A 21,968-nucleotide genomic window follows, 5' to 3' on the forward strand; every position below is an offset into this window, starting at 1 on the left:
AGACGCCGCACCGACTCGACCGGATCCAGCTCCGGCCGGGTCGCGTCCCCGAACGGGTCCCTGCCCTGCCAGCCAACGGTCCACAGACCGAACGTAAACCTGTCCTCGGGAGTGGGCTGGTAGCTCATGTCGCGGCTCCTCGCTCGCTTGCGCCTATTTCGTCATGGCACTTTACAAATTAGTATGCGGACGCATTCCTGGGAAGGGTCAAGGGTGTCTCGGAGGAGTGATGTCCGTGTCTTCGCGGTCCTGGCTCCGAAGCGGAAGCCCGTGGAGACATCCCTGGAGCCCCAGGTCGGAATCGCGCAGAGCCGCGGAAAGAGGGAGAAGCCCGATGTCAGCAGCCGAGGGTCCGCTCGTCGTCGGTGTGGACACGTCCACCCAGTCCACCAAGGCACTGGTGGTCGACGCGGCCACCGGCCGGGTCGTCGCGAGCGGCCAGGCCCCGCACACCGTCTCGTCGGGGGCGGGCCGCGAGAGCGATCCGCGCCAGTGGTGGGACGCCCTGTGCGAGGCGCTGCGCCAGTGCGGCGAGGCGGCGCACGAGGCGGCCGCGGTGTCGATCGGCGGACAGCAGCACGGACTGGTCACGCTGGACGCGCGGGGGGAGCCGGTGCGCCCGGCCCTGCTCTGGAACGACGTGCGTTCGGCACCGCACGCGCGGCGCCTGATCGAGGAGCTGGGCGGCCCCAAGGCGTGGGCGGAGCGCACGGGCAGCGTCCCCAGTGCCTCGTTCACCGTCACCAAGTGGGCCTGGCTGGCGGAGAACGAACCGGAGGCCGTCCTCGCGACCAAGGCCGTACGCCTCCCCCACGACTACCTCACCGAGCGTCTCACCGGCGAGGGGACCACCGACCGCGGTGACGCGTCCGGCACCGGCTGGTGGGCGGCCGGGACGGAGGCGTACGACGAGGAGACCCTCGCGCGCGTGGGGCTCGATCCGGCGCTGCTGCCCCGGGTCGTGCGGCCCGGCGAGGTGGCCGGCACCGTACGCGGCGGTCATGACCTGCCGTTCGCCACGGGCACCCTGGTCGCCCCCGGCACCGGCGACAACGCGGCCGCCGCGCTGGGCCTGGGGGTCAGCCCCGGCGTGCCGGTGATGAGCCTGGGGACGTCGGGGACGGTGTACGCCGTGACGCGGCACCGCCCCGCCGACCCGACCGGCACGGTGGCCGGTTTCGCGGACGCGCGCGGCGACTGGCTGCCGCTCGCGTGCACCCTCAACTGCACGCTCGCCGTCGACCGGGTCGCGACGCTGGTGGGGCTGGACCGGGAGGCCGTCGAGCCCTGCGCCGACGTCACGCTGCTGCCGTATCTGGACGGTGAGCGCACCCCCAACCTGCCGAGCGCCTCCGGCCTGTTGCACGGACTGCGGCACGACACGACCGGCGGCCAGTTGCTCCAGGCCGCCTACGACGGCGCGGTCCATGCCCTGCTGGGCGCGCTGGACCTGGTCCTCGGCGCGGACGCCGATCCCTCCGCCCCCCTGCTTCTGATCGGCGGCGGTGCCCGCGGCGCGGCCTGGCAGCAGACCGTACGGCGGCTTTCCGGGCGCCCGGTACAGATTCCCGAGGCCCGGGAACTGGTGGCTCTCGGGGCGGCGGCGCAGGCGGCCGGTCTGCTCACCGGAGAGGACGCGGCAGCGGTCGCGCGGCGCTGGAACACCGCCGCCGGTCCGGTGCTGGATGCCGTGGAGCGGGACGAGGCGACGCTGTCCCGGATCTCCGGAGTACTCTCCGACGCGGCCCCGCTGCTGGAGCGGAGCGCGCCCGCCAGGTGAGTACGCCAGGTGATCACCGCCTGCCTGGGCCGGCCGGCTGAACACCGCCGGCCGGCGCGCGTGGCCGCGATGAACCACCTGGAAACAGCCATGTCCCCGCCGAGGACATCGACGGGGACTGCCGAGAACATCGACGAGAACCGAGGAGGCATGACCGCACCGCCGCACACCGGGCACCCGGCCGGTCCCGGACGTCCGCTGCCGGACACCCAGCAGGGCATGCGACGCCGCAATCTCGCCCGGGTGATGCACGCCGTCCGCGCCGAGGGCCGGCTCTCCCGGGCCGCCGTCGCGTCACGGATCGGGCTGACCCGTGCGGCGGTGTCGACCCTCGTGGACGAGCTCATCCGCTCCGGCCTGCTGGAGGAACTGGGGCCCGAGCGGCCGGGACGGGTCGGCCGGCCCGGATCGGCGCTGGCGGTCAGCGGGAGCGGACCCGCCGGGATCGGTGCGGAGATCGGTGTCGACCACCTCGCGGTGTGCGCTGTCGATCTGCGGGGCCGGGTGCGGTCCCGGGCCGTACACCACGGCGGCAACCGCGACCGCTCCGCCGGACCGGTGCTCGGACAGCTCACCGGCCTGGTCCGCCAGGTCGTCGACGAGGCCCAGGCGGAGGGCCTGTGGCCGGCGGGGCTCGCCGTGGCGGTGCCGGGCCTGGTGGCACGGGACACCCGGACCGTCGTACGCGCCCCCAACCTCGACTGGCACGACACCGACCTCCGCGCCCTTCTGACCGTCGACATGCCATTGACCGTGGACAACGAGGCCAACTTCGGCGCACTCGCCGAACTATGGCTCGGTGACGGCACGCCACGGGACTTCCTCCATGTCTCGGCCGAGATCGGCATCGGCGCGGCGGTGGTCGTGGACGGGCTGCTGCTGCGGGGCACCCGGGGCTTCGCGGGTGAGCTGGGGCATGTGCCGGTCCGCCCCGACGGGCCCGCGTGCGCCTGCGGCGGACGCGGCTGTCTGGAGCAGTACGCCGGCGAGGAGGCGGTCCTGCGGGCGGCCGGTCTGGCCCCGGGCGAGAACCGCGTCGGCCTGCTCGCGCGGCGCGCGGCGGAAGGCGACGAGGGCGTACGGCACGCCCTGACCGGCGCCGGGACCGCGCTCGGCATCGCGCTGACCGGCGCGGTGAACCTGCTGGACCCCGAGAGCGTGGTCCTGGGCGGCGCCCTGGCCGAACTCGCGCCCTGGCTGCTGCCCGCGCTCCGCGACGAACTGGCCCGGCGCACCGCCGGTCCGGCATGCCCGGTGACCGTGTCAGCGCTGGGACCCCAGGGACCGCTGCTGGGTGCCGCGCACTCGGTCGTGCGGGCCGTGCTGGACGACCCGGCGGCGTTCGCGGAACGGGCCTGAACCGCTCCGACCCGTCCCGACCCGTCCCGACCCGCCCTGGTCGCCGCCGCTCGCTCGTCGGCGTTCCGGCACACGGCCGGCCCTCACTCGATCGGGTGGCGAAGTTATCCCCAGTCGGACGGTTGTCCACCGGAAGGCGCCGCTTCTCCCTGCCCAACCCTCGCTCGCCGTACCGTGATTCACGCGGAACGCAGCCGCCACGAGATCGGCGGACGCGTCCGCCGGGTCCACCGCCATCTGGAGGAGGGACCGGGTCGTGACGGTGCTCACGCGGGTGTGCGCGCCACCCTGGGCACACCACCCTCGTCCGCGACCTCGGCCTCCGTGAGGCCGTTGGCCCGCACACGAGGGCGAACACGTCCACGACGCCCCGTCAGCCGCAAGCCAGGTTCAGCACATCGACCACGTACGGAAGGCGACTCCTCATGGAACGGACACGACCGCTCCCCAGCAGACGACGGCTCCTCGCCGGCGGCGCCGCCCTCGCCGCCGCCTCCTACGCGCTGTTGACGGACACCCGGGCCGGCGCCCGGGCCCAGGACGTCGACCACCCGGGCGCCGAGTGGCGGCCGGCGAGCGGGTCGAACTACACCCGGTCCAGCCGCCCGAAGGCCCATCCCGTCGACTACGTGGTCATCCACGTCAGCCAGGAGACCTACGCCGACACCCTGGGCATCTTCCAGGATCCGCAGAAGAACGTGTCCGCGCACTATGTGGTGCGCTCCTCCGACGGGCACCTCGCGCAGTGCGTCCGCGAGGCCGACATCGCCTGGCACGCGGGCAACTGGGACTACAACACGCGCAGCATCGGGATCGAGCACGAGGGGTGGGTGGACAAGCCTGCCTGCTTCACCGACGCGCTCTACGCGAGTTCGGCGGCGCTGACCTCGGCGATCTGCGCGAGATACGGCATTCCCAAGAACCGGGAGCACATCATCGGGCACCACGAGGTGCCGGGCAGCGACCACACGGACCCCGGTCCGCTGTGGGACTGGACCCGTTACCTCCAGCTGGTCAACCTCATGTGATCCGCGACCGGCCGGTCGGGCCTCCACCCGGCCGGAGCGGATCCGCGCACAGTCTTGTCAGGGACATGGACAGCTCCTACAGTCCCCCCACAGCAAGCGATGGGAGCGCTCCCATCAACGCCACACGCGTCCCCCAACTCATCCCCCTCCTCAGAGAGGCCGCCCGCATGCGATCGTCCCCCCACCAGGCCGCCGCCCTGCGCGGCCCGTTCGGCGCGCTGCTCATGACCCTCTCCCTCATCGCGGCGCTCACAGCGCTCATGACGTCGGCCGCGCCGGCCGGCGCGGCCGACACCACCATCTGCGAGCAGTACGGAACGGCCACGATCCAGAACCGTTACGTCGTCCAGAACAACCGCTGGGGCAGCAGTGCCGAGCAGTGCGTCACCGTGACCGACACCGGCTTCCGGCTGAGCAGAGCGGACGGCTCGGTGCCGACCAACGGCGCGCCGAAGTCGTACCCCTCGGTCTTCAACGGCTGCCACTACACCACCTGTTCGCCGGGCACCGCGCTGCCCGCCCGGGTCGACTCCATAGCGAGCGCGCCCAGCAGCGTCTCGTACGGCTTCGTCGACGGCGCCGTCTACAACGCCTCGTACGACATCTGGCTGGACCCGACGCCCCGGACCGACGGGGTGAACCGGACCGAGATCATGATCTGGTTCAACCGGGTCGGTCCGATCCAGCCGATCGGCTCCCAGGTCGGCACCGCGACGGTGGCCGGGCGGAACTGGGAGGTGTGGTCGGGCGGCAACGGTTCCAATGACGTCCTGTCCTTCGTCGCCCCGGCGGCCGTCGACAGTTGGAGTTTCGACGTCATGGACTTCGTCCGGCAGGCCGTCTCCCGCGGCCTCGCCGGGAACGACTGGTACCTGACGAGCGTGCAGGCCGGTTTCGAGCCCTGGCAGAACGGTGCGGGGCTGTCGGTCGACTCCTTCTCCTCGACCGTCGTCACCGACGACGAGGAGCCGACCGACCCGGGCACCCCGGCCGCCTGCGAGGTCTCCTACACCCCGCAGGTCTGGCAGGGCGGCGTCACCGCGGAGGTCAGAGTCGGCAACACCGGAGCGGCGCCCGTGGACGACTGGCGGCTGGCCTTCACCCTGCCCCCGGGCCAGCAGATCACCCACGCCTGGAACGGGTCGGTGACGACGGCGGCGGGTGCGGTGACGGTGCGCGGCCCGGAGCACGGTACGCGGATCGCGGCGGGCGGCAGCCAGACGTTCGGATTCCAGGCCACCTACAGCGGCGCGTTCGCCGAGCCCGACGGCTTCACCCTGAACGGCACCCCCTGCACGGCCCTCTGACGAGGCTCCGGCCGGGACCGACCGGGACCGCCCGGGACCGCCCGGAACCACTTCAGCGAAAGGGCCCGCACCACACCCGACACCAACCAGGAAACAGGAAACAGGAAACTGGAGATTCCATGGCTCGACGCAGCAGACTCCTCTCCCTGGCGGCGGTACTGGCCACCCTGCTCGGCGCACTCGGGCTGACCGCCCTCTGGCAGGGCAAGGCGGAGGCGCACGGCGTGGCGATGACGCCCGGATCGCGCACCTACCTCTGCCAGTTGGACGCCATCACCGGCACCGGCGCCTTGGACCCGACCAATCCCGCCTGCCAGGACGCACTGGACGAGAGCGGGGCGACGGCGCTGTACAACTGGTTCGCCGTGCTGGACTCCAACGCGGGCGGCCGGGGCGCCGGTTACGTGCCCGACGGCACGCTGTGCAGCGCAGGCGACCGTTCGCCGTACGACTTCTCCGCCTACAACGCGGCCCGCGCCGACTGGCCGAAGACCCATCTGACGTCCGGGGCGACGATCCAGTTGCAGTACAGCAACTGGGCCGCGCATCCGGGCGACTTCCGGGTCTATCTGACCGAGCCCGGCTGGTCGCCCACCTCCGAGCTGGCCTGGGACGACCTTCAGCTCATACAGACGGTCACCAACCCGCCCCAGCAGGGCTCGCCGGGCAGCAACGGCGGCCACTACTACTGGGACCTGGCGCTGCCCTCGGGCCGCTCCGGTGACGCGCTGCTCTTCATCCAGTGGGTGCGGTCGGACAGCCAGGAGAACTTCTTCTCCTGCTCCGACATCGTCTTCGACGGCGGCAACGGCGAGGTGACCGGCATCCGCGGCTCCGGCAGCACCCCCGAACCGACCCCCACTCCGACCCCGACCCCGACCCCGACCGACCCTCCGCACACGGGGTCCTGCATGGCGGTGTACACCGTGCAGAACAGCTGGAACGGCGGCTTCCAGGGTTCCGTCGAGGTGATGAACCACGGAACGGAGCCCCGTGACGGCTGGGCCGTGCAGTGGACGCCCGGCACCGGGACCCGGATCAACAGCGTGTGGAACGGTGCACTGTCCACCGGGACCGACGGGTCCGTCACGGTGCGGAACGTGGACCACAACCGGGTCATAGCCGCGGACGGCAGCGTGACCTTCGGATTCACCGCGACCTCCACCGGCAACGACTATCCGATCGGGACGATCGGCTGTGTGAACGAGTAACCGGTCCGCCGCACGACCATGATCTACTGTGCTCACGACAATGAAGCGCCGCGCGTGACCGCGCGGCGCTTCCCGTGCGTCCGGCGCGGTCGGGTACCTCGTACCGGTCCAATTACCTCACGTGCCGGTTACAAATCGCTCAACCCCTGGTTGCCGGGCGGTAATGGAGCGACGATAGGGACATGACTCTGGCCCAGCGTGCCCTGGAGCGACTGCAGGACTGGCCCGACCTCACGGCGGGGCCGGCCAGTTGCGGTACCGGACAGGCGCTCCGCTCCGTCCGTGACGAGATCGTCCACTTCCACTCGGACCGGGACGTGGACCTGCACCTGACCCAACGGGCCATCCAGCGCTTCCACTACGACCTCGGCGGCTCCAGCGCGATCCAGCTGATTCCCGGTTCCCGCTGGGTGACCGTGCACCTGGACTGCGAGACCGATGTCGACCTGCTGATGAGCCTGGTCAGCATCGCGCTCAAGGCGCACCAGACGTGGCCCACCGCGGAACCGCCGACCGGCTGCAACTTCCACCGCGTCACGGTGCTGCACCGCGACGGCGTCCTGGACGGCTGAGACCCGAGGGACGGAACGGTCTGCCTCACCCCGCCCCGGCCGCGGACGCCAACGGCGCACCGCTCCGGGCCGCCGCCCGCCCGCGCGCACCCGAGGGGGTGCGTTTCACCGTCCTTCCGCGCGTCTTCGTCCCTCGGCCGCCTCCCTGGCGGCCGCGATCTGATGCACTGCTCTCTGATCCCGTGGAACTGACGGAACATCAGGGAGCGCATGTGACGCGTCGTGCAGCATTCCGCCGGACACTGACGTTTCTGGTCGCCTTCGGCGCGCTGGTGGGCGCGGCACCGGCCGCCGCCGCTCCGGCGGCCGGGGAGATCGCGCCGGGGGTGACCTACGAGGAGTTCGACCTGCCGGCGGCGAACGGGACCACCCACGCCCATGTGCTCGGCGTCGACCTGAACGTCCCGGACGTCCGGCTGGGCCTGCTGTACCCGGGGGCGGTGGCGGCACGGGCGACGGTCTCCCGGATGGCCGGCGCCCAGGGCGCCGTCGGGGGCGTCAACGGGGACTTCTTCAACATCACCGAGAGCCAGCACCCGGGCGTCGAGGCGACCGGTGCGAGCGTGGGACCGGCGATCGCCGAGGGCCGGGCACTGAAGGGGGCGGTGCCGAAAGGCCAGCGGTTCGGGCCGGCCCTGCCGCCCGGCACCACCACCGAGGCGGTCTTCGGTGTCGGCACCGACCGGCGGGCACGGCTCGACCGGCTCGCCCTCGACGGTCAGATCCGCACGCCTGAGGGCACGCTGCCGCTCGGCGGGTTCAACCAGTACGCGCTGCCGGTGGACTCGGTGGGCGCCTTCACCGGCGAGTGGGGCAGCGCCTCCCGGGTGCGTGCCACCTGCGGTACGGACACCGACCGGGCCGCCGCGTGCAGCGCGGACACCTACGAGGTGACGGTCCGCGGCGGCCGGGTGGTCTCCGCGTCCGGCACTCCCGGCAGCGGCCCGATCGCCGACGACACGACCGTGCTGGTGGGCCGCGAGGAAGGGGCGCGGCAGCTGCGGAAGGTCGCCACCGGGGATGCCGTGACCGTCACCCACCGCTTGGTCGCCGCCGCGTCCGGGGCGGCGTTGGGCTTCGCCCTCGGCGGCTATCCCGTGCTCTCGGGCGGGCAGCCGCTGCCCGGACTGGACGACCGTACGTCGGCCGTGCGGACCGCGGTGGGCATCGCGGACGGCGGGCGGCGGGTGCTGCTGCTCGCGGTGGACGGCTCGTCGGCGTACCGCTCCGGCCTGACCATCGCCGAGGTGGCCCGGGTGCTGCGCGCACGCGGGGCGACGGAGGGGTTCAGCCTGGACGGCGGCGGTTCGACGACGCTGGTCGCCCGCGCGCCGGGCGCGACCGGTGTCTCGGTGCGCAACCACCCCAGCGGCGGGACCGAGCGCCTCGTCCCGAACGGGATCGGGGTCTTCTCGGCGTCCTGATCACGCCTTCTGACCACGCACGCTGACCACGCCTTCTGACCACGCCCCCTGATCACGCCCGCTGATCGCGGAACGAGGGATCAGGGCCTGAGACCGCTCACGATGTCGGCCGTGGCGGTGAGCCCGCTGCTGATGGTGGGAGCCATGTTCGTACCGGCCAGGTAGAAGCCCAGCAGCAGGCAGACCAGCGCGTGGGAGACCTTCAGTCCGCCGTTGCGCAGGAAGATCACCGCCAGGATCGCGAGCAGCAGCACCACAGAGATGGACACGGCCATCGTCAACCTCCTCCGCCACGCCGCCTGTCTGGTTCACGGCGTTCGGCCGCAAGTGTGGCGTAGCGGAGGGTTCGTCCGGGCGGCTGACATGTCCTCCGAACGTGTGGTGTCCGTCGTGCCCGGCGCGCTACGCCGCCCGGTGGGCGTCCAGGAACGCCTCCAGACCGGCGAGGTCGTCCGTGTTGAGGTGGTCGACGTCCGCCGCGACCAGTTCCGCCCACATCGCGTCCCGGGCCGGCCCCGCGAGGTCGGGCGTGGCCCAGAAGCGGACGCGCTGCCCGCGGGAGTGCGCGGCGCCGACGATGTCGCGCAGCTTGCGCCGCTCGGCGGCGGGGAAGGTGCCGACGCCCTGCCAGGTGAAGTGGTTGGTCCAGTTGTCGCTGATCAGCGGGACGAAGGAGGCGGGCGCTGAGGTGCCGAGGTCGGTGAGGCGGCCGTCGTAGAAGGCGTGGCGCTCGGTCTGCGCCTCCATGGGCGCGCGGGCCGCCCGGTCGCCGGAGATCACGGCGGTGACGGCGCCGGTGCGCACCCTGCCGTGGGCGTACGTGGTGAACAGGTGCCGGTAGCGGCGCAGATGCCGGTCGAGTTCCAGGTAGGTCGCCGCACCCTCGGTCTTGATGTCGATGAGCAGTTGCAGCGGGCGGCGGTCCCCGCGGTAGATCCGGCCGCCCTGGGCGCGGACGCGGGCGGCGAGCGGGTCGAGGTAGAGGGACTCCAGGGTGCGGGCCGGGTCGAGGTCCACGGCGTCGTGGGCGACCAGGAGTCGGCCGTCGACGAGGTAGATGTCGGCCTCGACGCTGCCGAAGCGGTGGTCGAGGGCGTCGAGGAGGGGGCGGGGGTGTTCGTAGTCGTTGTGGGCGTGGGCGCGCCACAACGGGCGCGGGCGGCGCGTCCGTTCGCCGGCCAGCGCGGGGGCGGCGGGCAGGGCGACGGCGCCGGCGAGGGCGGCGCCGAGGGTGGTGAGGGCTCTGCGGCGGGTGGTGAGGGCCATGCTCTGCCTCCCTGGTAGGCCTTACGGGACCTCAGTGAGTATGCGAGGCGGAGGGGGGCCGTGAGCAGGTCGGTGCGGGGAAATTGGCCGGTGGGCCGCCACCTGTTCACTTCGTGCGGGCGGGGCGCACGGGAAAGCCCGCCCGGGGTCGGGCGGGCTTCTCCGGAGTGCCGTCGCGGTCTCCTACGGTGCCGGCAGCTCCACCAGCGCGGCCAGCGCCGCGCGGTGGGCGCCCGCCGTGCCGTAGGCGATCGAGTCGGCCTTGGCCCGCTTCAGGTACAGGTGGACCGGGTGCTCCCAGGTCATGCCGATGCCGCCGTGCAGTTGAAGGGCCTCCTCGGCGGCGCGGACGGCGACGGGTGCCGCGTACGCCTGTGCGACGGCCACGGCGACGTCGGTGTCCTGGTCGGTGGCCAGCGCGTCCGCGGCGTTCCGGGCGGCGGCGCGCAGATGCACGACCTCCAGCCACAGCGCGGCGAGCCGGTGCTTGAGCGCCTGGAAGCCGCCGACGGGCCGGTTGAACTGCTTGCGTTCCTTGAGGTAGCGCACTGTTTCGGTCAGCGTCCAGTCGGCCAGGCCCAGTTGCTCCGAGGCGAGCAGTCCGGCGGCGGCCCGCAGGGCGCGTCGTACGGCGGGCTCCGCCTCGCCCAGCCGCTCGCCCGGCGCCCCGTCGAACGAGACGTCGGCCACCGGCCGGGTCAGGTCCAGGGAGGTGCGCGGGGTGACGGTCGCGTCGGTGGCGCGCACCGCGTACAGCCCGCCGTCGTCGGCCGGGACCAGCAGCACGTCGGCGGCGGCCGCGTCCGCGATGCCGGTCAGCGCGCCGCTCAGGACGCCGTTCTCCAGCCGTACGGCGGGGAAGGCGGCGCCGGGGGCGGTGTGCAGGCCGACGGCGAGCGCGGCGATCCGGCGGCCGGAGGCCAGCTCGGCCAGTGGCTGACCGGCGGCGCACTCCAGCAGGGCCTCGGTGGCGACGACGGCGCTGGTCAGGTACGGGACGGGGGCCACGGCCCGGCCGAGTTCCTCCAGGACGACGGCCGTCTCGCGGTGGCCGGCGCCCTGACCGCCGTACTCCTCGGGGATCAGCAGACCGGCCAGGCCCATCCCCTCGGTGAGGGCCTTCCAGACGGTCAGGTCGTGGGGGGTGTCCGTCTCGGTGCGCGCGATGACGCCGGCCGCGTCGCAGTGGTCGGTGAGCAGGTCCCGGACGGCGGCGCGCAGCGCCTCTTCCTCCTCCGAGTACAGCAGGTCGCTCATCGGGCCAGGTCCTTCCAGGCGACGTCCTTGTCGGTGCGGGGCTCGGCGGGCAGGCCGAGGACGCGTTCGGCGACGATGTTCAGCAGGATCTCGCTGGTGCCGCCCTCGATGCTGTTGCCCTTGGAACGCAGGTAGCGGTAACCGGCGTCGCGGCCGGTGAAGTCGACCAGTTCCGGGCGGCGCATGGTCCAGTCGTCGTAGAGCAGGCCCTCCTCGCCGCGGAGTTCCACCTCCAGGCCGCTGATCTCCTGGTTGAGGCGGGCGAAGGCCAGTTTCATGCCGGCGCCCTCGGGGCCGGGGTGGCCGACGGCGAGCTGCTGGCCGAGGCGTTCCCCGGTGAGCCGGGCGACCTCGGCCTCGACCCAGAGGGTGAGCAGGCGCTGGTGGAGGTCGTGGGTGCGCAGCTCGGGGCGTTCGCGCCAGGTCCTGGCGACCGGGCCGATCATGCCGCCCTCGCGGGGCAGGCTCCGGCCGCCGATGGCGACGCGCTCGTTGTTGAGGGTGGTCTGGGCGACCCGCCAGCCGTCGCCGATCTCGCCCAGGCGCCGGGAGTCGGGGATGCGGACGCCGGTGAGGAACACCTCGTTGAACTCGGCCTCGCCGGTGATCTGCCGCAGCGGCCGGACCTCGACACCGGGGTCGGTCATGTCGCAGAGGAAGTAGGTGATGCCGCGGTGCTTGGGCACGTCCGGGTCGGTGCGGGCGATGAGGATGGCCCAGCGGGCGAGATGGGCGCTGGAGGTCCACACCTTCTGCCCGTCCACCACCCAGCTGTCGCCGTCCCGCACCGCGCGGGTGCCGAGCGCGGCGAGGTCGGAGCCGGCGCCGGGCTCGCTGAACAGCTGGCACCACACCTCCTCGCCGGTCCACAGCGGGCGCAGGAAGCGCTGCTTCTGCTCCTCGGTGCCGTACTTGAGGATGGTCGGGGCGGCCATGCCGAGGCCGATGCCGATGCGCCGGGGGTCGTTGTCGGGGGCGCCCGCGGCGGCCAGTCCGGCGTCGACGACGGGCTGGAGGGTGCGGGGGGCGCCGAGTCCGCCGAGGCCCTCGGGGAAGTGCACCCAGGCGAGTCCCGCGTCGAAGCGGGCGCGCAGGAAGTCGAGGCGGTCGGTGGCGGCGGGCGGGTGCGCGGCCAGCAACTCCCGTGTGCGCTGACGGAGTTCCTCGGTGGTGGTCATGCGGCGGCTCCCTTCTCCAGGACGACGGCCACCCGGCCGGTGGTCACCCCGTCGGCGACCCGCTGCACGGCCCCGGCGGCCCCGTCCAGCGGTACCCGGTCGCTGACCAGGGGCTTGACGGCGCCCGTCGCGGCCAGTTCGGTGAGCCGCTCGTGGCACTCGGCCACCAGTCCCGGGTTCTTGGTGTTGTACAGGCCCCAGTGGAGCCCGAGGATCGCGTAGTTCTTCACCAGGGCGTGGTTGAGGGCGGCGCTCGGGATGTCGCCGCTCGCGAAGCCGACGACCACGATCCGGCCCTCGAAGGCGACCACCTTCGTCGACTGCTTGAACGCGGCGCCGCCCACCGGGTCGTAGATCACGTCGGCGCCGCGCCCGCCGGTGGCCTCCTTCACGGCGGCGATCACGTCCTCGCTCCTGCGGTCGATCACCGTGTCGCAGCCCAGTTCCCGGGCGACGGCGGCCTTCTCGGCGCCGCCGACCACGCCGATGACCGTGGCCCCGGCGGCCTTGCCGAGCTGTACGGCCGCGCTGCCGACCCCGCCCGCGGCGGCGTGCACCAGCAGGGTCTCGCCGGCCTGGAGACCGGCCCGGCGGTGCAGCCCGAACCAGCCCGTCTGGTAGCCGATGTGCAGGGCGGCGGCCTCGGCGTCGTCCAGGGCGTCCGGCGCGGGCAGCAGGGCGGCGGCGTCCGCGACGGTGTACTCGGCGAACCCGCCGTACGGCAGCGCGGGGTTGGCCAGGACCCGGCGGCCGTCCTCGGTCTCGGCGCAGACCTCCACGCCCGGCGTGAACGGCAGCGGCGGCCTGACCTGGTACTGGCCCCGGCACAGCAGCGCGTCCGGGAAGTTGACGTTCGCGGCGCGGACCCGCAGCAGGACCTGGCCGTCGCCCGGCGTCGGCGGCGGGACCTCCGCGAGGCGCATCACCTCGCCCGGCTCGCCGTTCTCGTGCACCTGCCATGCCTGCATGCGGGGCCTCCACCGACTGCGTCGTCCGTCCGGGTCCACCGCATACTAAGCGGTCGCTTGCCGCAGGGGGAACAGTACGGCCGGGGGAACCGCTCCGCGCGTCATGTTCGAGTGGACCGCGCCCGTACGTGAACCCGCTCGCCCTGCGGTCCGAACAGACTGAGGAACTCCACCGGCACCTCCCCCGCCGCTCCGAACCAGTGCGGCACCCTCGTGTCGAACTCGACGGCCTCACCGGCGCCGACCACCAGATCGTGCTCGCCCAGCACCACGCGCAACCGTCCGGACAGCACGTAAAGCCACTCGTAGCCCTCATGGGTCTGCGGTTCGGGTTCCTCCCGCCGTGGCGGCACCAGCACCTTGAACGCCTGGAGCCCGCCGGGCTGGCGGGTGAGCGGCCAGTAGGTGCGGCCGTGGCGCTGGATCGGCTTGGCCCGGACCCGGGGGTCGCCGACCGGCGGGGCGCCGACCAGTTCGTCCAGCGGCACCTGGTGAGCCTGGGCGATCGGCAGCAGCAGTTCGAGGCTGGGCTTGCGCAGCCCCGACTCCAGGCGGGAGAGGGTGCTCAGCGAGATGCCGGTCGCCTCGGCGAGCGCGGCGAGGGTGACCTCGCGCTCCTTGCGCAGCTGCCGCAGCCGCGGACCCACACCGGCGAGTACATCGTCCTTCGTCATGGATTTATTGCAGAACCGGCAAATCTGTTTGTCAATCCGTCGGCGGTCGGGCGACTGTCGGATCCGGAGGTGGTCACCGTGACCGAACAGAACAGGCAGACGACCGAGAAGTACGACGTCATCGTGGTCGGGGGCGGCTCGGCCGGGCTGTCCGCCGGGCTGGTGCTGGGCCGGGCCCGGCGGCGGGCGCTCGTCGTCGACGCCGGGGAGCCGCGCAACGCGCCGGCCGCGCATATGCAGGGCTACCTGTCGCGGGACGGCATGCCGCCCGCCGAGTTCCTGGCGACCGGCCGCGAGGAGGTCGCGTCGTACGGCGTCGAACTGGTCCACGACCGGGCGGTGGGCGTCACCCGGGGTGACGCCGGGGGCGGCGACTTCGCCGTGGAACTGGCCGGCGGGCAAACCGTGCGCGCCCGGCGGCTGATCGTCACCACCGGGCTGAAGGACGAGCTGCCGGAGATCCCCGGGGTCGCCGAGCGGTTCGGCCGGGACGTGGTGCACTGCCCGTTCTGCCACGGCTGGGAGGTGCGGGACGAGCGGTTCGGCGTGCTGGCGTCGACCCCGATGAGCGTGCACCAGGCGCTCATGGTGTCCGGCTGGTCGGACGACGTGACCCTGTTCCTGCACACCGTCGACGAGGGCGAGCTGTCCGACCAGGACCTGCGCAGGCTGGCCGCGGCGGGCGTCAAGGTGGTGCCGGGCGAGGTCGCCGGGCTGGTGGTCGAGGACGACCGGATCACCGGCGTACGGCTGGCGGACGGCTCGGTGCACGAGCGGTCGGTGGTGTTCGTGGCGCCGCGCGCCGTGCCGCGGACGGGCCTGCTGGAGCAACTCGGCGCCGAGCTGGACGAGACCCCGTTCGGGGCCTACCCCGTGGTGGACCCGACCGGCCGGACCAGCGTGCCGGGGGTGTGGACGGCCGGCAACGCGATGGGCTTCGCCGAGCAGGTCGTGCACGCGGTGAGCGGCGGCTACCGGGCGGCGTCCGCGATCGTCGGCGAGCTGATCATGTCGGACCTGGACGCGTCCCTGGACGACCGAGGAGCCGGCGACCAGGTGTGAGCCCCGCCCTCCCGGTGCACCATGAAGGGCATGCTGCTCGCCCGGCTGGCCCGTGTGTCCCAGGAGGTCGCCGCCACTTCGGCGCGGTCCCGCAAGACGGCCCTGCTCGCCGAGCTGTTCCGGGAGGCGGAGGCGTCGGACGTGCCGGTCGTCATCCCCTACCTCGCGGGACGGCTGCCGCAGGGCCGGATCGGCGTCGGCTGGAAGGTGCTGGGCCGGCGCGTCGAACCGGCCCCCGACCCGACCCTCACCGTGCGCGAGGTGGACGCCCGGCTCACCCGCCTCGCCGCCGTGTCCGGGCCCGGATCGCAGGCCGAGCGCACCCGGCTGGTCGCGGAGCTGATGGGCGCCGCCACCGAGGACGAGCAGCGCTTCCTGCTCGGGCTGCTCACCGGCGAGGTCCGGCAGGGCGCGCTGGACGCGGTCGCCGTCGAGGGCCTGGCCCGGGCCACCGGGGCGGACCCGGCGGACGTACGGCGGGCGGTGATGCTCGCGGGGTCGTTGCAGGCGGTGGCCGAGGCACTGCTCGCCGACGGTCCCGGGGCGCTGGGCCGCTTCCGGCTCACCGTCGGCCGCCCGGTGCTGCCGATGCTGGCGCACAGCGCCTCCTCGGTGGCGGAGGCGGTCGGCAAGCTCGGTCCCTGCGCGGTCGAGGAGAAACTCGACGGCATCCGGGTCCAGGTCCACCGCGACGGCGCCGACGTACGGCTGTACACCCGCACCCTGGACGACATCACCGACCGGCTGCCCGAGGTGACCGCGGCGGCGCTGGAGCTGCCCGGCGAGCGGTTCGTGCTGGACGGCGAGGTCATCTCCTTCGGGCCCGACGGGCGCCCCCGGTCCTTCCAGGAGACCGCCGGGCGCGTCGGCTCCCGTACGGACGTCGCCGCGGCCTCCCGGGCGGTGCCCGTCTCCCCCGTCTTCTTCGACGCCCTGCTGGTCGACGGCCGCGACCTGCTCGACCTGCCGCTGGCCGAGCGGCACGCGGAGCTGGCGCGGCTGGTCCCGGAGCCGATGCGGGTGCGGCGCACCCTGATGGCGCAGGAGGACGACGTGCGGACGGCGGAGGACTTCCTCGCCGGGACCCTCGCCCGCGGTCACGAGGGCGTCGTGGTCAAGGGCCTGGACGCGGCCTACAGCGCCGGGCGGCGCGGCGCGTCCTGGCTGAAGGTGAAGCCCGTGCACACCCTAGACCTGGTGGTCCTGGCCGCCGAGTGGGGCCACGGCCGGCGCACCGGCAAGCTCTCCAACCTGCACCTGGGCGCCCGCGCCGCCGACGGCTCCTTCACCATGCTCGGCAAGACCTTCAAGGGCATGACGGACGCGATGCTGACCTGGCAGACCGGGCACCTCACCCGGCTCGCCGTGGCCGAACACCCGTGGGGCGTGACCGTCCGCCCCGAACTGGTCGTCGAGATCGCCTACGACGGTCTCCAGCGCTCCACCCGCTACCCGGCCGGCGTCACCCTCCGCTTCGCCCGCGTGGTCCGCTACCGCGAGGACAAGCGCCCCGAGGACGCGGACACGGTGGAGACGCTGCTCGCCGCGCATCCGCGGGCCGCGCCGTGAAGCGCAGCGCGGGTCTGCTGCTGTACCGCCGGACCGGCGCGGCCCTGGAGGTCCTCCTCGGCCACATGGGCGGCCCCTTCTTCGCCCGGCGCGACCAGGGCGCCTGGACGGTGCCGAAGGGCGAGTACGAGGAGGACGAGCCGGCCTGGGACGCGGCCCGGCGCGAGTTCCAGGAGGAGCTGGGGCTGGAGCCGCCGGAGGGCGACGGGGCCGTCCCGCTGGGCGAGGTCCGCCAGTCCGGCGGCAAGCTGGTCACGGTCTGGGCGGTCGAGGCCGACCTCGACCCGGCGACGGTCGTGCCCGGCACGTTCCGCATGGAGTGGCCGCCGCGGTCGGGCCGGGAACAGGAGTTCCCGGAACTGGACCGGGTGGCCTGGCTGCCCCTGGACCGGGCGCGCGAGGTGATCGTCACGGCCCAGCGGGCGTTTCTCGACCGCCTGGCGGAGCACTCGGGCTGACGAGGCGCCCTCGCGGCGCGGCGCCCCGCGCCCGGTGCGCGGAAGAACGACAGGGAGGTCGGCCATGCCCATCGCGACGGTGAACCCGGCGAACGGCGAGACGGTCAGGACGTACGAGGCGATGGGCGAGGAGGAGACCGAGCGCCGGCTCCAGCTCGCCGAGGCCACCTTCCGTACGTACCGGACGACGACGTTCGACGAGCGGGCCCGGCTGATGCACCGGGCCGCCGACCTCCTGGAGGCCGACCAGGACGAGATCGGCCGGGTCGTCACCACCGAGATGGGCAAGCCCGTCAGGCAGGCCCGCGCGGAGGCGGCCAAGTGCGCCAAGGCGATGCGCTGGTACGCCGACCGCGCGGCCGCGCTGCTCGCCGACGAGGAGCCCGACGAGGGGGACGTGAAGGACTCCGGCGCGTCCCGGGCGCTGGTGCGCTACCGGCCGCTCGGCCCGGTGCTCGCCGTGATGCCCTGGAACTTCCCCCTCTGGCAGGTGATCCGGTTCGCCGCGCCCGCGCTGATGGCGGGCAACGTCGGCCTGCTCAAGCACGCCTCGAACGTGCCGCAGACAGCCCTGTACCTGGAGGACCTCTTCCACCGCGCGGGCTTCCCCGAGGGCTGCTTCCAGACCCTGCTGATCGGCTCGGCGGCCGTCGACGACATCCTGCGCGACGAGCGCGTGAAGGCCGCCACCCTCACCGGCAGTGAGCCCGCCGGCCGCGCGGTGGCCTCCACCGCCGGGGAGATGATCAAGAAGACGGTGCTGGAACTGGGCGGCAGCGACCCGTTCGTGGTGATGCCGTCCGCGGACCTGGACCGGGCCGCCGAGGTCGCGGTGACCGCCCGGACGCAGAACGCGGGGCAGTCCTGCATCGCCGCCAAGCGGTTCATCGTGCACACGGACGTGTACGACGCCTTCGCGGAGCGTTTCGTGGCCGGCATGAAGGCGCTCAGGGTCGGCGACCCGATGGACGAGGACACCGACGTCGGGCCGCTCTCCAGCGAGCGCGGCGTGACCGACCTGGTGGAGCTGGTCGAGGACGCGGTGCGCGGCGGCGCCACGGTGCTGTGCGGCGGCGAACGCCCCGACGGGCCCGGCTGGTACTACCCGCCGACTGTGCTGGCCGGCATCGGCCGCGAGATGCGCGTCCACCGCGAGGAGGCCTTCGGCCCGGTCGCCACGCTGTACCGCGCGGCCGACCTGGACGAGGCGGTGCTGATCGCCAACGACACCGACTTCGGCCTCAGTTCGAACGTGTGGACCCGCGACGAGGCGGACGTCGACCGGTTCGTACGGGATCTGGAGGCGGGCGGCGTCTACGTCAACGGGATGACGGCCTCGCACCCGGCGTTCCCGTTCGGCGGGGTCAAGCGGTCGGGCTACGGGCGTGAGCTGTCCGGGCACGGAATCCGGGAGTTCTGCAACATCACCACCGTATGGCACGGAGCGTGAGCCTTCCGCGACTACGATCCTTTCCTGTGACCCGCGAAGTGACTCTTCCCCTGATCGTCGACGACCGCGGCACCCTGCAGGTGGCCGCGGCCGACGTGAGCAAGCTGCTGCGCACGATGGGCGGACGGTGGCTGCGCCTGGTGGAGACCGGGGAGAGCGGCCGGCTGGACGAGGACACCGTGGCGGCCCTCACCATCGAGCTGGCCAAGCTGGCCGACCGGATCGACGTGGCCTGCATCGCGCACAGCAGCGGTCAGTCGTCCTGACCGCCCCGGGGGTGCTCCAGCCCCCACAGGCTGTCCCAGAACATCGCCTCGTACGCCTGGAGCAGCCGTCCGTAGCGGTGTACGAGATCCTCGTTCAGGTGGCCGCCGTCCAGTCCTGCCTGCACGGCGGCCGTCGCCCTGTGCTCCAGGCCGGGATCGGGTGCGGCGAAGAAGTCGAAGAAGGCGCAGGCCTCGTCGGTGAAGCCGTGGTGGCGGCGCAGAGCGCCGGCGACGGTCGCGCAGTAGCCGCCCCAGGCGGAGAAGTTGGCGTGCACGGCGAGGACCGTCTCGGCGGGTGACCCGTTCAGCGCGAGCCAGGCCACGTAGGCGGGGTAGGCCTGGCAGCCAGGCAGCGGCTCATGGGCCACCGACCGGGACTCCCCCACGCCACAGGCCGCGGCGAACGCCTCCAGTTTCTGGGCGGCGACGGCCTCCCCCTCGGCGAGCGCGGAGAAGTAGGCGGCGACGGGCGGGGTGTCGTCCGCGCGGTGCGCGAGGTACGCGAAGGCCCGCCGGTCGGCGGCGATCACCCACCGCTGCTCCAGCGCCAGCGCGGCGAGCGTGTCCCCGCTCACCGCGCCCCGCGCCACCAGCGGCACGAACCGGTTGGCCCGGGGGTCGGGGGCCAGCTTCGCGGTGGTGGTCTCCAGCAGGTTCCGTGCCGTCGGTGCCATCGTCTTCTCCCTCTCCTCGTCCGCGCCGCGCTCCCAGGGTCCCCGAGACGGAGTAACTCCGCGAGAGAACGGCGTCCCGCCGGGTGATCGTGGATGAACACCCCTAGAGGTGAACCACTTTCTGACCGGGGGGCGCAAGGCCGCCCGGGAGGCGAAAGCAGGCACGGTTCATGGCGACTTTGTGCAGACCCTCGGTGTCCGTACCGGAGCACGTGATCACGATGGAGGAGACGCTCGCGCTGGCACGTGAGCGCCACGCGGACCACCCCCAGCTGCCGTTGGCCCTCCGGCTGATCGAGAACACCGGCGTGCGCACCCGGCACATCGTGCAGCCCATCGAGGAGACCCTGAAGCACCCCGGTTTCGAGGACCGGAACAAGCTCTACGAGGCCGAGGCCAAGCGGCGCGTCCCCGCGGTGATCCAGCGGGCGCTGGACGACGCGGAGCTGCTGCCCACCGACATCGACGTGATCATCTACGTCTCCTGCACGGGCTTCATGATGCCCTCGCTCACCGCGTGGCTGATCAACGAGATGGGCTTCGACAGCACCACCCGGCAGATACCGATAGCGCAGCTGGGCTGTGCGGCCGGCGGCGCGGCGATCAACCGGGCCCACGACTTCTGCACGGCCTACCCCGAGGCCAACGCGCTGATCGTGGCCTGCGAGTTCTGCTCGCTGTGCTACCAGCCCACCGACATCGGCGTCGGCTCCCTGCTCTCCAACGGCCTGTTCGGCGACGGCATCGCCGCCGCGGTGGTCCGCGGCCAGGGCGGCACCGGCGTACGCCTGGAGCGCAACGGCTCGTACCTGATCCCGAAGACCGAAGAGTGGATCATGTACGACGTGAAGGCCACCGGCTTCCACTTCCTGCTGGACAAGCGGGTGCCGGCCACCATGGAGCCGCTGGCACCGGCGCTGGTGCAACTGGCCCGCGACCACGGCTGGGACGCCACCGACCTCGACTTCTACATCGTGCACGCGGGCGGACCGCGCATCCTGGACGACCTGAGCAAGTTCCTCCAGGTCGAACCCCACGCGTTCCGCTTCAGCAGGGCCACGCTGACCGAGTACGGCAACATCGCCAGCGCCGTCGTCCTGGACGCGCTGCGCCGCCTCTTCGACGAGGGCGGCGCGGACAACCGGGCGCGCGGACTGCTGGCGGGCTTCGGGCCCGGCATCACCGCGGAGATGTCGCTGGGCCGCTGGCGGACCGCGGACGAGACCCAGGGCGTGAGACGAACGTGAGCGAAGAGACGATTCCCCGGACCGCCCCGCCCGTGCGGGACTGGCCGGTCCCGGACCTGCCCGGCACCGACTTCGACCCGGTGCTGCGCGAGCTGATGGCCGAGGGCCCGGTCACCCGGATCTCGCTGCCCAACGGCGAGGGCTGGGCCTGGCTGGTGACCCGCTACGACGACGTGCGGATGGTCACCAACGACCCCCGGTTCGGCCGTGAGGCGGTGATGGACCGGCCGGTGACCCGGCTGGCCCCGCACTTCATCCCGGCCCGCGGCGCGGTCGGCTTCCTCGATCCGCCGGACCACACCCGGCTGCGCCGCTCGGTGGCGGCGGCGTTCACCGCGCGGGGCGTGGAGCGCGTCCGGGACCGGGCCCGCGGCCTGCTGGACGAGCTGATCGACGCCATGCTGGCGCAGGGACCGCCCGCCGACCTCACCGAGGCGGTGCTCAGCCCCTTCCCCATCGCGGTGATCTGCGAGCTGATGGGCGTCCCGGCCGCCGACCGGCACAGCATGCACACCTGGACCCAGCTGATCCTGTCCTCCTCGCACGGCGCCGACGTCAGCGAGCGCGCCAAGCAGGAGATGGGCGCCTACTTCGCCGACCTGATCGGGCTGCGGGAGAACAGCTCCGGCGAGGACGTGGCGTCGCTGCTGGGCGCGGCCGTGGGCCGGGAGGAGATCACGCTCCAGGAGGCGGTGGGGCTCGCGGTGCTCCTGCAGATCGGCGGCGAGGCGGTCACCAACAACAGCGGGCAGCTGTTCTTCACCCTGCTGACCCGTCCCGACCTGGCCGAACGGCTGCGCGCCGAGCCGGACATCCGCCCGCTGGGCATCGACGAGCTGCTGCGCTGGATTCCCCATCGCAACGCGGTCGGGCTGTCCCGGATCGCCCTGGAGGACGTGGAGATCCGGGGCGTGCCCATCCGGGCGGGCGACGCGATCTACGTCTCCTACCTGGCCGCCAACCGGGACCCGGAGGTCTTCCCCGACCCGGAGACCATCGACCTCACCCGCAGCCCGAACCCGCATGTGTCCTTCGGCTTCGGCCCGCACTACTGTCCGGGCGGCATGCTGGCCCGGCTGGAGTCGGAGTTGCTGGTCGACGCCCTGCTGGACCGGGTGCCGGGGCTCCGGCTCGCGGTGGATCCGGCGGAGGTGCCGTTCAAGAAGGGCGCGCTGATCCGCGGGCCCGAGGCCCTGCCGGTGACCTGGTGAGCGCTCG

Annotated in this window: 20 protein-coding genes and 2 pseudogenes; 14 read left to right on the forward strand and 8 right to left on the reverse strand. The window is 73.0% G+C overall.

Translation table 11 applies throughout. From position 1 onward, the window contains the following. Positions 1 to 128, reverse strand: a pseudogene (locus ACIQR3_RS29315) (xylose isomerase); the annotation flags it as partial. Positions 129 to 334: 206 nt separating this feature from the next. On the opposite strand from ACIQR3_RS29315, the gene xylB reads away from it, so the two are divergent. The 7 genes from xylB (at position 335) to ACIQR3_RS29350 (ending at position 8,681) form a co-directional block, all read left to right on the forward strand. After that, entirely contained in the window at positions 335 to 1,780 is a 1,446-nt protein-coding gene (xylB, locus tag ACIQR3_RS29320) for a xylulokinase (protein ID WP_403543658.1), read from the forward strand. 150 nt (positions 1,781 to 1,930) lie between these two features. Beyond that, positions 1,931 to 3,139, forward strand: a complete 1,209-nt coding sequence (locus ACIQR3_RS29325; protein WP_403543659.1) for an ROK family protein — start codon at positions 1,931 to 1,933, stop codon at positions 3,137 to 3,139. A 425-nt stretch (positions 3,140 to 3,564) separates the two neighbouring features. After that, the gene (locus ACIQR3_RS29330) at positions 3,565 to 4,167 is read left to right on the forward strand and encodes an N-acetylmuramoyl-L-alanine amidase (RefSeq protein ID WP_403543660.1); all 603 of its coding nucleotides are present in this window, start codon (positions 3,565 to 3,567) and stop codon (positions 4,165 to 4,167) included. Between the two features lie 167 nt (positions 4,168 to 4,334). Continuing rightward, complete coding sequence (locus ACIQR3_RS29335) at positions 4,335 to 5,474, forward strand: cellulose binding domain-containing protein (RefSeq protein ID WP_403543661.1); 1,140 nt, start codon at positions 4,335 to 4,337, stop codon at positions 5,472 to 5,474. Positions 5,475 to 5,593: 119 nt separating this feature from the next. Next, the gene (locus tag ACIQR3_RS29340; protein ID WP_403543662.1) at positions 5,594 to 6,685 is read left to right on the forward strand and encodes a lytic polysaccharide monooxygenase; all 1,092 of its coding nucleotides are present in this window, start codon (positions 5,594 to 5,596) and stop codon (positions 6,683 to 6,685) included. Between the two features lie 182 nt (positions 6,686 to 6,867). Further along, positions 6,868 to 7,257, forward strand: coding sequence for a luciferase family protein (locus tag ACIQR3_RS29345; RefSeq protein WP_403543663.1), 390 nt, complete (start codon positions 6,868 to 6,870; stop codon positions 7,255 to 7,257). A gap of 212 nt (positions 7,258 to 7,469) precedes the next feature. Further along, entirely contained in the window at positions 7,470 to 8,681 is a 1,212-nt protein-coding gene (locus ACIQR3_RS29350) for a phosphodiester glycosidase family protein (RefSeq protein ID WP_403543664.1), read from the forward strand. A gap of 80 nt (positions 8,682 to 8,761) precedes the next feature. On the opposite strand, the gene ACIQR3_RS29355 is transcribed toward ACIQR3_RS29350, so the two are convergent. The 6 genes from ACIQR3_RS29355 to ACIQR3_RS29380 all read right to left on the reverse strand — a co-directional run bounded on the left by ACIQR3_RS29355 (position 8,762) and on the right by ACIQR3_RS29380 (position 14,024). Beyond that, complete coding sequence (locus tag ACIQR3_RS29355; RefSeq protein ID WP_215168277.1) at positions 8,762 to 8,956, reverse strand: hypothetical protein; 195 nt, start codon at positions 8,954 to 8,956, stop codon at positions 8,762 to 8,764. Positions 8,957 to 9,083: 127 nt separating this feature from the next. Beyond that, complete coding sequence (locus ACIQR3_RS29360; RefSeq protein WP_403543665.1) at positions 9,084 to 9,947, reverse strand: phosphatidylinositol-specific phospholipase C/glycerophosphodiester phosphodiesterase family protein; 864 nt, start codon at positions 9,945 to 9,947, stop codon at positions 9,084 to 9,086. Between the two features lie 183 nt (positions 9,948 to 10,130). Continuing rightward, positions 10,131 to 11,204, reverse strand: a complete 1,074-nt coding sequence (locus ACIQR3_RS29365; RefSeq protein ID WP_403543666.1) for an acyl-CoA dehydrogenase family protein — start codon at positions 11,202 to 11,204, stop codon at positions 10,131 to 10,133. Then, the gene (locus tag ACIQR3_RS29370; protein WP_403543667.1) at positions 11,201 to 12,382 is read right to left on the reverse strand and encodes an acyl-CoA dehydrogenase family protein; all 1,182 of its coding nucleotides are present in this window, start codon (positions 12,380 to 12,382) and stop codon (positions 11,201 to 11,203) included. The genes ACIQR3_RS29365 and ACIQR3_RS29370 overlap by 4 nt, the downstream gene beginning before the upstream one ends. Continuing rightward, positions 12,379 to 13,350 carry an NADPH:quinone oxidoreductase family protein gene (locus tag ACIQR3_RS29375; RefSeq protein ID WP_403543668.1) on the reverse strand — a complete coding sequence of 324 codons (972 nt, stop codon included), beginning with the start codon at positions 13,348 to 13,350 and terminating at the stop codon, positions 12,379 to 12,381. The genes ACIQR3_RS29370 and ACIQR3_RS29375 overlap by 4 nt, the downstream gene beginning before the upstream one ends. 101 nt (positions 13,351 to 13,451) lie before the next feature. Further along, on the reverse strand, positions 13,452 to 14,024 hold the full coding sequence (locus tag ACIQR3_RS29380) for a helix-turn-helix domain-containing protein (protein ID WP_215168282.1): 573 nt from the start codon (positions 14,022 to 14,024) through the stop codon (positions 13,452 to 13,454). Between the two features lie 69 nt (positions 14,025 to 14,093). Between ACIQR3_RS29380 and ACIQR3_RS29385 the strand changes: the two genes are divergently transcribed. The 5 genes from ACIQR3_RS29385 to ACIQR3_RS29405 all read left to right on the forward strand — a co-directional run bounded on the left by ACIQR3_RS29385 (position 14,094) and on the right by ACIQR3_RS29405 (position 18,829). Continuing rightward, on the forward strand, positions 14,094 to 15,086 hold the full coding sequence (locus ACIQR3_RS29385) for an NAD(P)/FAD-dependent oxidoreductase (protein WP_403543669.1): 993 nt from the start codon (positions 14,094 to 14,096) through the stop codon (positions 15,084 to 15,086). A gap of 30 nt (positions 15,087 to 15,116) precedes the next feature. Then, positions 15,117 to 16,655, forward strand: coding sequence for an ATP-dependent DNA ligase (locus ACIQR3_RS29390; RefSeq protein WP_403543670.1), 1,539 nt, complete (start codon positions 15,117 to 15,119; stop codon positions 16,653 to 16,655). Beyond that, the gene (locus ACIQR3_RS29395) at positions 16,652 to 17,113 is read left to right on the forward strand and encodes an NUDIX domain-containing protein (protein WP_403543671.1); all 462 of its coding nucleotides are present in this window, start codon (positions 16,652 to 16,654) and stop codon (positions 17,111 to 17,113) included. The genes ACIQR3_RS29390 and ACIQR3_RS29395 overlap by 4 nt, the downstream gene beginning before the upstream one ends. Before the next feature lie 64 nt (positions 17,114 to 17,177). Then, positions 17,178 to 18,563, forward strand: a complete 1,386-nt coding sequence (locus ACIQR3_RS29400) for an NADP-dependent succinic semialdehyde dehydrogenase (protein ID WP_403543672.1) — start codon at positions 17,178 to 17,180, stop codon at positions 18,561 to 18,563. Positions 18,564 to 18,589: 26 nt separating this feature from the next. Continuing rightward, positions 18,590 to 18,829, forward strand: coding sequence for a DUF6213 family protein (locus ACIQR3_RS29405; RefSeq protein ID WP_215168286.1), 240 nt, complete (start codon positions 18,590 to 18,592; stop codon positions 18,827 to 18,829). Here ACIQR3_RS29405 and ACIQR3_RS29410 read toward each other — a convergent pair. Further along, complete coding sequence (locus ACIQR3_RS29410; RefSeq protein ID WP_403543673.1) at positions 18,817 to 19,503, reverse strand: transcriptional regulator; 687 nt, start codon at positions 19,501 to 19,503, stop codon at positions 18,817 to 18,819. The two genes, ACIQR3_RS29405 and ACIQR3_RS29410, sit on opposite strands and share 13 nt — an antisense overlap. A 167-nt stretch (positions 19,504 to 19,670) precedes the next feature. On the opposite strand from ACIQR3_RS29410, the pseudogene ACIQR3_RS29415 reads away from it, so the two are divergent. After that, positions 19,671 to 20,750 (forward strand): annotated as a pseudogene (locus tag ACIQR3_RS29415) (type III polyketide synthase); the annotation flags it as partial. Beyond that, entirely contained in the window at positions 20,747 to 21,961 is a 1,215-nt protein-coding gene (locus ACIQR3_RS29420) for a cytochrome P450 (RefSeq protein ID WP_403543674.1), read from the forward strand. The pseudogene ACIQR3_RS29415 and the gene ACIQR3_RS29420, both read left to right, overlap by 4 nt. The last annotated feature ends 7 nt before the right edge of the window (positions 21,962 to 21,968 follow it).

It is taken from the genome of Streptomyces sp. NPDC090994 (genome assembly GCF_044768905.1).
Lineage (GTDB): Bacteria > Actinomycetota > Actinomycetes > Streptomycetales > Streptomycetaceae > Streptomyces.

Coding starts and splice junctions, on each gene's coding strand:
- xylB (WP_403543658.1), top strand. CDS start 335: ATGTCAGCAGCCGAGGGTCCGCTCGTCGTCGGTGTGGACACGTCCACC.
- ACIQR3_RS29325 (WP_403543659.1), top strand. CDS start 1,931: ATGACCGCACCGCCGCACACCGGGCACCCGGCCGGTCCCGGACGTCCG.
- ACIQR3_RS29330 (WP_403543660.1), top strand. CDS start 3,565: ATGGAACGGACACGACCGCTCCCCAGCAGACGACGGCTCCTCGCCGGC.
- ACIQR3_RS29335 (WP_403543661.1), top strand. CDS start 4,335: ATGCGATCGTCCCCCCACCAGGCCGCCGCCCTGCGCGGCCCGTTCGGC.
- ACIQR3_RS29340 (WP_403543662.1), top strand. CDS start 5,594: ATGGCTCGACGCAGCAGACTCCTCTCCCTGGCGGCGGTACTGGCCACC.
- ACIQR3_RS29345 (WP_403543663.1), top strand. CDS start 6,868: ATGACTCTGGCCCAGCGTGCCCTGGAGCGACTGCAGGACTGGCCCGAC.
- ACIQR3_RS29355 (WP_215168277.1), bottom strand. CDS start 8,956: ATGGCCGTGTCCATCTCTGTGGTGCTGCTGCTCGCGATCCTGGCGGTG.
- ACIQR3_RS29360 (WP_403543665.1), bottom strand. CDS start 9,947: ATGGCCCTCACCACCCGCCGCAGAGCCCTCACCACCCTCGGCGCCGCC.
- ACIQR3_RS29365 (WP_403543666.1), bottom strand. CDS start 11,204: ATGAGCGACCTGCTGTACTCGGAGGAGGAAGAGGCGCTGCGCGCCGCC.
- ACIQR3_RS29370 (WP_403543667.1), bottom strand. CDS start 12,382: ATGACCACCACCGAGGAACTCCGTCAGCGCACACGGGAGTTGCTGGCC.
- ACIQR3_RS29375 (WP_403543668.1), bottom strand. CDS start 13,350: ATGCAGGCATGGCAGGTGCACGAGAACGGCGAGCCGGGCGAGGTGATG.
- ACIQR3_RS29380 (WP_215168282.1), bottom strand. CDS start 14,024: ATGACGAAGGACGATGTACTCGCCGGTGTGGGTCCGCGGCTGCGGCAG.
- ACIQR3_RS29390 (WP_403543670.1), top strand. CDS start 15,117: ATGCTGCTCGCCCGGCTGGCCCGTGTGTCCCAGGAGGTCGCCGCCACT.
- ACIQR3_RS29400 (WP_403543672.1), top strand. CDS start 17,178: ATGCCCATCGCGACGGTGAACCCGGCGAACGGCGAGACGGTCAGGACG.
- ACIQR3_RS29410 (WP_403543673.1), bottom strand. CDS start 19,503: ATGGCACCGACGGCACGGAACCTGCTGGAGACCACCACCGCGAAGCTG.